This window comes from Psychrobacter fulvigenes (assembly GCF_904846155.1).
Lineage (GTDB): Bacteria > Pseudomonadota > Gammaproteobacteria > Pseudomonadales > Moraxellaceae > Psychrobacter > Psychrobacter fulvigenes.
The window spans coordinates 3,188,930-3,201,808 of sequence record NZ_CAJGZP010000001.1; the positions used below are offsets into that span (position 1 = coordinate 3,188,930).

A 12,879-nucleotide genomic window follows, 5' to 3' on the forward strand; every position below is an offset into this window, starting at 1 on the left:
TAAGTTCGTCTAAGTTTAGACTAACTTCCAAACCTTATCTTCAAAATAGATGAGCTTTTTTCTCTTCATTTTTTGGAGTAAATTTTTTATCTTATGAAATTTCTGCTCATCAGTTAGAACATCAGGAAGCTTATTAGATAAAAACTTATTGAAATCCGAACGTTGAGCTTGCCCAAATTGTTTCAGAAATTCTAGAATAGCAGCTTCATAATACTCATCGTTTAAACCACGCATTTGCATATACTCTGCCTGCTGTTCAGTATGCTTGGCAACATCAGCAGCGATAATATAGCTATTTTTACGCCCTTCAATTAGTGACTTTTTACGTAGCGCTTCGGCTTCGTTTTCAGTAATGATCTGACCTTTTTGTACTTTATCAAGCGCTATGATGTCGTGTAGCGTGAGGTTATCGACTGTCGCTAGCTGCTTGGCGTACTCTTGATCAAGCACTTTGCCTGTGAACTTTACGAGTACTCTTTCACGGGTCAAGTCATAATCTGGCAATGGAAAAAAGCGTTTGGACTGAATCTGATACATTTTTTTGATGCCGCTACCGATGGTATCCATCATATTTAGACTGACCATGGCATTGACCAAAAACGGATTACGGTAACTCGCTTCAGGCGCGCCTTGTAGCAAGACATTTTCAATAGTCTTAGGAATAAACGCTCCGCTATTTTGAAAAATCAGCGTTGAGTCCTCTTTTTCAACCACTGTGATACGTCCGCCTAGTCGGTAGTCTTGATGACCAATGGCGTTGCTTAACGCTTCACGAATGATATAAGGGTCATACTGCTGCACCTCTTCAGGAAACAGCGTGCCTGACGCCATGTAGCGATAATTGAGGTTACGGATCTTGTTATACACTTCGTCCAAGGCTAACAAAAATGGTGGCGAAAAATGCTCATAGTCTTTTTCGATGCCATCAACTCCCTTTAGAATCCATGTAATATGCGCTTGCGCTGGGCTCAAAAAGCTTGTGGATTCATACCGCCCTAATAAAATAATCGCTGTGTTGGTGATCTGACCGCGAATGGTGATTTTGGCTTTATTCAAAAAAGTAATGTCATCCCACTCTTTGATATCTTCAGCCAAACGCTTATTTTTATCAGCAAAGACTTGCCTAGCAACAGCAATGGCCTTAGGATCAAGGTCTTCAAGCGTTGCTTCATAGCAAATCTCAGCACTCCAATCATCCGCTTGATTTTGCCATAGCTTACGGCTTTGATCGGGATAGTGCTTAAGTGGTTTAGTTAGACTACCAATACGAATATAAGGCTCATGCAAAAAGCTAATGGGCGTATCTGTGGCTGCTGGAATCTCAAATAGTACCACCGCTTTACCATCAATCTGTAGCTCATGAATGGTAAAATGAATCTTAGGGCTTAAACGGCTTACCAGCCAATGCTCCAAGTCTTCGTTACCCTTGGCTTTTTTTGTCTTGGGGCTAAAGCCTGTACCAACTATGTTATGCGTGCCGTCCTCTACGCCAAACACTAAGTAGGCAAACTTCTTACCAGCCAAGCAAGCGCCGTTGGCAAGTGCAGATATCCGCTGCCCGATCTCTTCTGGACTATGGAAGTTGCGCTTGAACTCAAGCCACTCTTGTTCAGCGGGCTGCTGAGTTAGGCTCAGGATGAGGTTTTGGTAGTAGTTGGACATGGTCGTCTTTTAATTAGCTGATCAAAAGTTAGTATAGCGGAAAAGCTTGATTGAACAAAAGATGCATAAGAAATAAAAGAGTAGAGTCTGTTTAAGCCTCCGATGAAAAAATCCCCAGTGCATAACTGGGGGTTTTATTATCTGATAGGAGTCATTAGCTTTGAGTCTGTCACCTTAAATAAATAAGTTAGACTTTACATGCTGCACTGGCTTCTTTAGCTTTTTCATAAACACCATAAGCATCTAGTCCTAAGGCACTAACATCATCAAGATATTTTTTTGTACCTTTTTCAAGCGGGCCTTTCCAATCTGGATCATTAAGTGGATCTAGAATATCGATAACTTCGTCACCTTTATCAATCGCTGCTTGTAACTGTATCGAATAAGTCTTGTCCCACATTGCAACTACTTTTTTACTAAGCGCCATGCCTGAGTTATCATCAATAACTTGTTTCAAATCTTCTGGCAAGCCTTCATATTTATCTTTATTCATAGTTTCCATTAAAGCGGAACTATAAAATGGCATATTGGTATGGTACTTCGTTAACTCGTCAAGTTTGAAAGTGGCCATAGCTTCCCATGGAAAGCTTAGTCCATTAACCACACCACGTTGTAAAGAGGTATATATATCATTAGCAGGTAAGCCAACAGGAGAGCCACCCATGCTTTCAATTATGTCACCCGCAACTGCTGAAGGCCTACGAATGCGCATACCTTTCATATCTTCAGGTGTTTTTATCAATTTATTAGTGCTATGTAGAGTTCCAGGCCCAGTAGAGAACATAAAGAGTAAGTGTGAATCTTCGTATTCACTAGAAATAGTGCCATTTTCATAAAGAGTTTGCAGCATACAGCCTGTCTGTGTTGATGAATTAGACAAGCCAGGAAGCTCTGCAATCTGAGACAGTGGGAATCGACCACTGGTATAACCCTGCACTTGAGAGCCGATGTCAATCGTTCCTTTTACTGCCGACTCATAGGCTGTATCTGCCTTACTAAGTGTCGCTGAAGGATATACCTCAACTTTTAGTCGTCCGCCAGAGTCGGCTTCAATTTTTTTGGCCCATGGCTCAAAGATTTGTTCATTGATATCAGAAGTTGCTGGGTAAAAATGTGAAAAACGCAGGACAGTAGTTTCTTGAGATGGGACCGCCTCACTACCGCTATCAGACTGGTTAGAGCAACCAAGTAGATTTACAGCTGCCAATGCACCTATTAAAAAAAGAGGGGTTAACTTCATTATCAATTCCTTTTGATAGTTATTAGAAAATAAGAGGTCATTCTACTAGCTAGTTAGCTACGAGCTTCTTGATTTCATCTCTATTAGTATCACTAGCGTAGAATAAGAAAAATGAAAAACCTTCTAAAACTAGCAGCTGAAATAATATCTGTCAAATCATTTTATAAAGTTACTTAACACTCGTACATATCTAATCTAGCATCAACCTCTCTTAAGCTTCATCCCTGACTGTGTCACAAGACTTATTAAAGTGGGTTCCTACATCTTAATAGTGACTTTTTTGTAGGTACTTAATTTGTGCATGCTCGATGCACTTTAGTTTGTTACTATAAATCAGCTAATACCTGCTTCATCAGAATTCTTGCTTTTGTAAATGACATACCAAGAAATATAGACTAAAGTCTGATGAGGTTAATAATTAAGCACTATAAACACTTAATATAAACAAGATATGAATATCTCTATAAAGAGCTCATGGATATATAGAAGCAACACTCTTATATTGAGTTCATGGAGATTTGAAATAAACAAGGAAGAGTAACATGACAGGGATTGAATTCTATACTAATGGACATATCGTCAGCGAAGCTAACAGTATGCGCGAAAAGTTAGGTGCTTTAGCAAAGCAATACTTTGCGACATCAGCTATTATTATTACTGATGCAGGCATCTCTCAACTGGGTTATACCGATATTGCAAAACAGTCTTTAGAGGAAGCTGGTATTAATGTGGTTGTATTCGATTCAGTCGTAGCTGATCCACCTATCGAGGTAGTTGAAGGCGCTATTGCACTAGCAAGAACCAATCAATGTGACTTGGTTATCGGCCTAGGTGGCGGCAGCTCCATTGATACAGCAAAAATCGTTGCGTTATATCCAAACGACTTTCAATCCGTCAATGATATTTTGGATATCGATTTGAGTAGCTTTAAAAAGTTACCATTATTTGCGATACCAACTACTGCTGGCACTGGGGCAGAAGCCACTTTTGTATCAGTCATAACCGCAGAGGATGGTAGCAAAAAAGCCATCTATACGCCCAAGATCCTACCTGATGTTGCACTGTTAGATGCGACGCTAACCCTCAAACTCCCACGCCATATCACTGCGGCAACCGCTTTAGATGCCATGGTTCACTGTGTTGAAGCATATACAAGTCGTACTAAAAAGAATCCTATCTCAGATGCACTGGCGGTTAAAGGATTACAGATGCTCTGGGACAACTTTGAACGAGTAATGAACCAAGGAGATGACGTCGAGGCTCGGGCTGATATGTTATTAGGCTCTACTCTGGCTGGTATCGCTTTTGTGAACGCTTCTGTAGCGGCTGTCCATGGGCTCTCCTATCCACTTAGTATTAACTTCCATGTACCGCATGGACATGCGAATGCATTAGTCATGTGCGGCGTATTTACCTTCAATTTACCGACCGCAGCACCCCTTTATGCTGAACTGGCTCGTGCCGTAATGCCTAGCCAAACCGCTGACATGACTGACTTAGAGGCGGCTAGTCAATTTATAAATCAGCTAAAGTATTTCTTAACCTCAAGCGGTCTTCAATATCGCTTAAGTGAACTAGATATCACAGAACAGGACATTCCCGCTCTCGCTGATATCGTCATCAATACTTATTCTCGTCTCATTGCGACTAATCCAAAGGATATGTCATTAGAAGAGGTAACAGACATATATAAGGAGATACTCTAATAAGAAGAGCCGTTATTATCTAGAACAGTTGTATTTATTTATCAAGGAAGATAACCACTACTCAAGGGAAATAATCATGTCAGAATACAAGTTAGACGTTGTCGTTGATGGCTTTCATTATCTAGAAGGACCGCGCTGGTATAAAGATGCTTTATGGTTTGTTGATTTTTATACACAAGGAGTCTATCGCGTTAATGAACAAGGTGTGGCAGAAAAGATCATCCATATCGAACAGCAACCCTCTGGTTTAGGTTGGCTGCCTGATGGGCGTATGCTGGTTGTATCGATGAAAGATCGTAAAGTCTTACGCTTAGAAGACGATGGCGAGTTAGTCGTTCATGCTGATATCTGGGAGCACTGTGATGGGCATGCCAACGATATGGTGGTTGCTCCCAATGGCAACGCTTACGTTGGTAACTTTGGTTTTGACTTGATGGGCGGTGCTGACCATAGACATGCAGGTCTAGTGTTGGTCAAACCAGATGGAAGCTCGCAAGTTGTCGCAGAAGGTCTGTCCTTCCCTAATGGCATGGTGATATCGGCCGACGGAAAAACATTAATCGTCAACGAGTTGTTTGGTAATAGAATCTCACAGTTCGATATTAAAGAAGATGGAACGCTTGGTGAAAGGAGTGACTTTGCAAGCTTTGGCGAGTTAGGGAATGAGCCAAACCTTGGTTTGCGCATAGAAAGCGCAAGCATTTTACCAGATGGCCTTGCCTTAGACGCCGAAGGTGCCGTTTGGATCGCGGACACACTAAATCAACGTGCCGTCCGTATTGCAGAAGGTGGCGAAATTCTAGAAACTGTCGATACTGCACCTGATGGTGTTTTTGCTGTTGCCCTAGGTGGACAAGAGGGCAAAACACTCTTTATGTGTGCTGCACCTGACTGGGATGAAGCGTCTCGCAAAGCTGAAACCAAAGGTCGCATGCTATCTACACAAGTTAAAGTAGGGCATGCTGGTACGCCATAATATTTTATAAAGCTAAGAGCCCAAAAAGGATAATTGGCGTAGATAGAAGTGAAGACGTAGTATGGCTAGTATTCAAAATAGCTACGAGAGCTCATTAAGCAATGAGACTAAAAAAAGCCACTCCGAGTGGCTTTTTTAATCTCCTTTCATTCCTAAGTTGACTTAATTGTTGTTACGAACATTTTTAACACTAATGGTTAACTTACCATAGGTTTCAGGTTCATCTTCATCAGTATTTTTGACAAGGGCAACTTGTCCCCCGACCGCTTCACCTTTGGGTACTGTAAATTTAATGGATGCTTCACCATCTAAATCATCGCTAGACTCACTCGTACCTTCATATAACAAAGCTTTAACATTTACTAAGATACTAAAGTCTTGCAACAATGCAAAATGAATATCGTACTTAACTCTTACTTCACCGCCCCACTTGTATGTAAAGGACTTATGGTTTGTCAAACGATCAGGGCCAAGTTCAAATTCATAATATTCAGGAGCAGGGTCAGTAGTATCATTACTACCAAAAGTCTCATGATCACTACCATAGAAGTCAATATTTAGCTCTGCCAAACGATAAATATCAGCTGGAGGATCTAGGTCGACTATTAAGTTAAGACTTTCATCATGAAGCGAAACATTCAGTTTTTTAGAGTGATATACACCATCTATCACTTTAGACGCATCTAAGTAATAACTGCCGAAGTGCACATCATCTAAGGTAAAATTGCCATTATTATCAGTGATATCAGACATGCCATCATACAATGCGATATTAGCACCTGATATTGGCCGTCCATCTGACCTTACTACTCCTGAGATAGTTCCACGCGTTAGCACCTTTTTCCAACGACTTTTCGTGTACTCTTCTGCTCTTGGTTCGCGATAGATAAGCGGTTCAGCATAACCATAGATTCCCCCATTCAATGGACTATCCCAGAATAAGATGTTGTCTGGACTAACAGCATTAGCATCTTTGACGTCCTTCCAGTCATCGTTATCTTTACCCCATGCATTATCGATCGCAAAAGTATTCACTATCTGATTGCTTACTTGGTCTGCAGCATCTGTAATCAAATCTCCAAATACAGTTGCCTCATCATAAGCTTGATAATGAACTTCGTTAAATAGCCAAGTTGCCGCTGTAAGGCGTTCCTTAGCCGAATATCTATAAAGGCCATCACGTGTATCAGGTGATACTTCAGCACCCTTCTCTATATCTACCTGCTCTAGATCGGTAGGAGTTACCCAGTCGCTACTACCTTCCATACGAATGCCATTTTTTTTCATAGATCGCCAAATAAAGGAGGAACAAACCGAGGGGTAAGTATTTTTAGCCCATTCAACAGTAGGTCGGTACATAAGCCCTTCTGGATAAAGACTTGATGGAGGAACCGTAAGTGGTTCAATATCGGCAGTTTCTATGGTTGGGTCTGTATAGCAAAATAATCGATAATGACTTTTATATGGCCGTATAAGCTCCCCACTTTCATTAATTTCAGCTCCGTCATTACGGGATGATGTTGCTACTGCGTGCAACTTTTCTCTAATCTGGGTAGTTTCGAGTGCGGGATCAGGCTTGACAATCACTGGTGGCACTATCTCAAATCTATCATTATGCGTAGCGCCTATAGAATGTGGAGAAAACGACGATACAGAGTATTTTTTGCCACTTTCTGGGTCTGACCAATCCTCCCCATTCACTGCTGCCTCAACCCTTTGAGTAACTACGCCAGGCCACATCCACTGTAAAATATTAGCGCGGATACCGTCGGTTCCTTCGGCGAGCAAACCTACCTTGTAGTCATTTATGCGACTTTCACTAGCTGTGGAATGAGTCAGTTCGTCGTAATTACGAGTCATAATACCTGAATGAGAGTAGCGTTGCGGTGGATCCAGATTACGTAACAAAGAGCCTATCAAACCCGAACCACCAGGTGAAAGCACTACATCGCCACGATGAGCATTCATAAAACGGCCTGGCATGGTCACTGTATCTTTCTCTTCAGTCAATTGACAAACTAAATCGCCAGATTTCGCTAATGCCTTATCTTCATCAGAGATATTATCTGGATTACAAACACCTCCTTCTACCACAGGATCTATCTCGAGTAGATGACTACTCATGGTGGTATACATCATAGGTGCAATACTTGGACCTAGACCTGATTTAACTACAGGCTGATTTAAGTTCGTATTCGCAAGATTTCTTCTTGCTGTATCTAATTGCTCCTTATCAATTTTAGTATCCCATTTTATTTTTAGTCCACCAGCCCACTTAGTTATCTGTGCGGTCTCACCCGTCTTTGCCTTAAATAAAGAGCGTTTTTTTTCTTTCATTGCTAGGTTCTTTGTAGAAGCAGCAGTGAACTGAGGTAACAGTCCTGTACGTGCGATACTTCGAACTGTATTCAACAACTGTGTATTTTTACCTTTAAGTAACTGTCGATCTCCACTGACTGCAATGACACCCAGATTCTTTTCAATACCAATATCTAACGACAGAAAAGGAGTGCCTTTATTAGTTAGAACCTTTTCGATGGGATCGCCAAGATTATCTCTCCAATGTTCATAGATCCAGATTTTATCATCCTTAGGGTTTGGGAACAGTAACTTAGGATCTACCCACTTTATTTTTTGTTCATCCAACGGAATTTCGAAAACATGAGTAAAGCGAGCTGGCTTACCTGTAGCACTCTTACCAGAGAAATAAACTGTAAATCCAGTCGCATCAGGAGGCACGTCTCCTTTGGATTGGTTTGGTGGACGGTAACTTGGATACACTCCAATGACTGTTTTGGAGTTTGCAGGCATCAAGATCGGAGTTTCCAATAGGCGAAAATTAGGAGTTTCTGAGGTATAAGGACTATCCGTTAGAGGTACAATAGCCTGTTTGGTAAGAGTGATTACCTCTTCTTCTAGGTTAGTCACCTCCATCTCACCGTAAAATGAATCAAGATATTGCTTGTGAGCATAGATGCCAGCTTTGACCAAAGGGACGATTGTGCCTTGCTCTTTGCAAAGCACATAAACCGAGTGCAAGGCTATACTACGTTTTACCTCAATGTTATCGAACACTACCCGACACTTCACTTCAAAATTTAATATTGCGTCATTTGCAGTAAGCGCTTCACTATAGTCATGACTAACAAAAGGCGCTCTGGTGATTGTTGTGGTTCCATCTCCAAAGTCCCATTCAAAATAAGTTTGATTAGCATTGGTAACCTGATTAGGGTTAGATGTTTGCTCACTATCAATACTAAAAACCGATGTAGTTACCTCGACTTCGTTGAATAACCTAGGGCGGAGCCTAATCTTTGAGTTTCTGACCTTGATACTTCGAACACCATCATTATTTATAATGTTTTTTATCAAGCTTCTTGGTATATCCTCTCTCGATCTGTATATTTTTTCTCGTACAGACTTAATTGGTTTCATGCCAGTTGATACCGAAGCTTGCTCTGAAGTTTGCTGGGATGAGGAATCGAATAGCGGTAATCCCAATGTGAAGTTTACAGTGTAAGGATGGTTCATTTCTTGCTTGACAGACAATATGGCAAGCTCACGAACTCCTCTACTATTACGGCGGAATGTCATAGGGTCGCCAGTAATATTAACTTGAGTAGTTAATAGTTCCGATTGACCACCTACCTTCACCTGAATTAAAAGAGGTCTCGCACCAATATTTTTTGCTTGAAGATACCGCCGAGCGCCTAGTAGACCATCTATATATACTTTCGCACCGTTAATGCTGCTATAGCTAGTACCATTAAGATCAAGAACCTCGACCAAGAACGACTCCGCAGGACGGGGGTTTGTGGGAGTGATTCGTACATTTCCAATCAGTTTACTATTCATTGTAGCCACCTTTATTTTAGGGCGATTCCAATGAGCAAGCCTAATTCATGATTCACTAAGTTAGCTGATTCGTCACGTATGAATCTAATCTTGACTCATCATTGTCACCATACTCCTACTGAGACAACGTTAATCTAATTCGTGATCTACTACTCAAGTGTAGTAATGACAACTAAATCCAATTATAGGGAACTCTTAGGGGTTTATTGCATATAAAAAATAGTACCCTATAGATAAAATATCTTATTCTGCCTCACATAGCAAACATATATTTGTATGTTTTTATTGAATAAAAAAACGATAAACATAATCAAACATTAAAAATCAATAATAAAAAACCAACTATTGTTATCCATTTAAAAAATAAAAAGCCACTCGAAGTGGCTTTTTTGCTAGTGATAGATAGTATGCAGTCTTATTAATTGCGCTGCCGAATCATCAGCATAGTCAGATGACCAAACCATCTAATTTATAAATTAGGCTCGTACGATTATTGACCTCATTTTTCTCGTACATATTTCTTAAATGCTTTTTTACAGTATTAACAGTAATGTACAATTGGTTGGCAATTTCCATATTAGAGTATCCTTTTATGACAAGCCGATAGACTTCCAATTCTCTAACTGAGAGAGCCGCTTGAGAGCCCCTATCGGTATTCACCAACACATTAACTTTTGTATCTTCTTTTATCTGCATTGAGTTCTTAACTAAATGCTGCAGATGCGTGGACAGTGTTTGCAAGATTTTTTTGTCCTTTCGAGTAAAGAGTTTCTCTCCTTTAAATCTTACAAACCCAACACCTGCATAAATGGTAGTAGCCGTAGAAAGGTACATAACCATTTGGTCTATGATCTTATGGCGCTCTATAAACTGATGGTAAGAGGATTTTGACAACTCCCTTGGGGTTGTCACCTCTCCGATTCTATACACCGAATCTCTGCTATTCCCTAAGTTGCGTAAGTGTTTTTTTGGGTGCATCACGTCATTTGCTCTATGAACTTCTTTATAGTCAAACATCATTTGGTCGCTAAAATTATAGAAATTTAAGCTATGCATATTGCCTTCTTCATCTGCATGCCAAAGTAATGAGCGATCAAATTGAAAGAGCTCAGAAAACAACGATTGAATATTTTTGCAATCAGATAGTGAGCCATTAATGAAGCTTAAAATATTTTGATAGTCCGTTTTCGTTAAACTCATAAGTCCTTTTCCTTCTTGTTCTAATCCTACAAAACCTCTTCCTTGTCAAAGACAACTTCTATCAGTCTAAACTAAAAAATTATCCTTTTGGGTAATATACAATAGTTTAATTATTTGGAATGATGAGACTAACAATCACGTTACAAACCACGAGACAAGGAAGTCAAATGAAGACCACAGGTTTTATTTATGATGGAAGCTATTTCTGGCACGATAACGGCTCAGGTGCACTACACTTAGCCTCTGGCGGCTACGTGCAAAGCCATACATACGGAGAAGATCCTGAGACGAAGAGACGTTTTAAGAACTTAATGGATATCTGCGGCCTAACTCCTCAGTTGAAATCTATCGTGCCACGCCGTGCTACGAGAGAAGATATTGAGCTATTTCACTTGCCACATTACATTGATAAGGTACAGGAACTCAGCGCAGCGAATGGTGGCGATGCAGGACAACTCGCTATTGTGGGCAGAGGATCATATGAAATTGCTCTGTTATCTGCAGGTGGAGCAATGACCGCTGTAGACTCCGTTATGGATGGTGAAGTCAGAAACGTTTACGCATTGACAAGACCTCCTGGTCATCACGCAGAAGAACAAGAAGGGATAGGTTTCTGTTTATTCAATAACGTAGCCATTGCCGCAAAGCATGCTAAGCGCAAGTATAACTTAGAGCGTATTCTGGTACTCGACTGGGACGTTCATCATGGAAATGGTACAGAACAAGCGTTTTATGAAGACGACAGCACTTTATTTATCTCTCTACATCAAGATCGCTTATTCCCTGCTGGTCGAGGATATGTTGAGCATACAGGAGAAGGTAAAGGCGAAGGCTATAACGTCAATATTCCGTTGCCAGCTGGCACTGGTAACGCTGGATACATGCACGCATTTGAAAAGATTGTCGGTCCAATAGTTGATCAATTCAAACCCGAACTAATCATTGTATCTGCTGGACAAGATCCTAACTTCTTCGATCCGTTAGCACGAATGATGGTTACATCAGATGGGTTTAGACGCTTTGCAGACTTTATGAAAGGTCTAGCTGAAAAGCATTGTGACGGCCGTCTGGTCCTATGTCACGAAGGTGGCTATAGTGCAGCATATGTTCCTTTCTGCTCATTAGCCATCGTTGAGGCTATTAGTGGTATTAAAACCGATGTAGAAGACCCATTTATGGAAGGTTTTGGTGTTCCAGTTGAAACCCTATTCCCTCATGAAGAGCAAGCTGTTCAGGCAGTTATAGAGCAGCAGTCAAAATATTGGAATTTTGCATAACTTAACTCTTAACGCCTTTTAGTCACAATGATTAGAAGGCGTTTTCTTTTTGAGTTGGGTATCAATCACTCACAATTCAAACGTAGTTTATCTTTGGAATATTGCATAACTAGTCAAATACCCTACCCTCACTCATTCAAATACAGCTCCGCCATACCATCAAGCCTAGCCTTCACCTCTTTCCAATTCGGCATGACTTGCGTCAATAAGCGCCAAAAGCGCTCGCTATGATTGTGCTCAGCTATATGACACAGCTCATGCAATATCACATAATCAATGCATTCCTTTGGGGCTTTTACTAAATGCGGATTGAGTATTAAATTGCCTTTAGTAGAGCAACTGCCCCATTGTTTTTTCATTGCCATTAGTCTAAATGACGGCATGCTTGTGACCCATGAAGCTTTGGACAATACTGCGTGTAAACGTTCAGCAAAAATAATTTCGGCTCTATCTTGATACCATTTATCCAATAGCGCTTTTACTTTAACTGAACGTTCACTAGCAAACTGATTTGCTTGATTGCCGCTTTTTTGATTACTGCTTACTTGATTAACGGTAACGTTTAATTTACCACGTAATAACTTAACTCGAGCCGTTTGCTCTGCATCCGTTATTACTTTTAACACGTAACGACGACCCAGATAAAACTGAGTCTCACCACTGACATAACGCTTGGGCAACACATGATCTTTTTGCTTGGCAAAGTCTTGTAGGCTTTGCCATATCCAGCGCGCACGCTTTATCATGGCGTCATGTATCATCTCATCCGTAGCATCACTAGGCGCGGTGGCGACCACACGCTGATCAGGATGTACCTTAATGACCACTTTTCGGGGTTTACTCGGCTTGGTCTCTTCGATAATAAGCTTATCGTTTTTAGACTTATTTTTTACTTCTTTACGCACTACTTCATAATGGATTTTATCTTCACCATAATAAAAATCGCCATTCTCAGTCATTGCC

Annotated in this window: 8 protein-coding genes; 3 read left to right on the top strand and 5 right to left on the bottom strand. The window is 40.7% G+C overall.

Annotation, left to right across the window (positions count from 1 at the left end; genetic code table 11):
- Positions 1–15 precede the first annotated feature (15 nt).
- Both JMX03_RS13535 and JMX03_RS13540 read right to left on the bottom strand, forming a co-directional pair.
- Positions 16–1,662 (bottom strand): RNA-binding domain-containing protein, encoded by a 1,647-nt coding sequence (locus JMX03_RS13535; RefSeq protein WP_201597394.1) that lies wholly within the window; start codon positions 1,660–1,662, stop codon positions 16–18.
- Positions 1,663–1,849: 187 nt separating this feature from the next.
- A complete protein-coding gene (locus tag JMX03_RS13540; protein ID WP_201597396.1) occupies positions 1,850–2,902 on the bottom strand; it encodes a TRAP transporter substrate-binding protein in 1,053 nt (350 codons plus the stop codon).
- Between the two features lie 542 nt (positions 2,903–3,444).
- Between JMX03_RS13540 and JMX03_RS13545 the strand changes: the two genes are divergently transcribed.
- A complete protein-coding gene (locus JMX03_RS13545) occupies positions 3,445–4,608 on the top strand; it encodes an iron-containing alcohol dehydrogenase (RefSeq protein ID WP_201597398.1) in 1,164 nt (387 codons plus the stop codon).
- A 76-nt stretch (positions 4,609–4,684) separates the two neighbouring features.
- Positions 4,685–5,584: an SMP-30/gluconolactonase/LRE family protein gene (locus JMX03_RS13550; RefSeq protein ID WP_201597400.1), complete on the top strand. Its 900-nt coding sequence runs from the start codon at positions 4,685–4,687 to the stop codon at positions 5,582–5,584.
- A 162-nt stretch (positions 5,585–5,746) separates the two neighbouring features.
- Here JMX03_RS13550 and JMX03_RS13555 read toward each other — a convergent pair whose 3' ends face one another.
- Positions 5,747–9,439, bottom strand: a complete 3,693-nt coding sequence (locus tag JMX03_RS13555; RefSeq protein WP_201597401.1) for a hypothetical protein — start codon at positions 9,437–9,439, stop codon at positions 5,747–5,749.
- Positions 9,440–9,886: 447 nt separating this feature from the next.
- A complete protein-coding gene (locus tag JMX03_RS13560; RefSeq protein ID WP_201597403.1) occupies positions 9,887–10,639 on the bottom strand; it encodes a helix-turn-helix domain-containing protein in 753 nt (250 codons plus the stop codon).
- A 167-nt stretch (positions 10,640–10,806) separates the two neighbouring features.
- Here JMX03_RS13560 and JMX03_RS13565 point away from each other — a divergent pair, with 167 nt between their 5' ends.
- Positions 10,807–11,916, top strand: coding sequence for a class II histone deacetylase (locus JMX03_RS13565; protein WP_201597405.1), 1,110 nt, complete (start codon positions 10,807–10,809; stop codon positions 11,914–11,916).
- A gap of 128 nt (positions 11,917–12,044) precedes the next feature.
- Here the strand turns inward: JMX03_RS13565 and JMX03_RS13570 are convergent, their stop codons facing one another.
- Positions 12,045–12,875 carry a M48 family metallopeptidase gene (locus tag JMX03_RS13570; protein ID WP_201597407.1) on the bottom strand — a complete coding sequence of 277 codons (831 nt, stop codon included), beginning with the start codon at positions 12,873–12,875 and terminating at the stop codon, positions 12,045–12,047.
- Between the last annotated feature and the right edge of the window lie 4 nt (positions 12,876–12,879).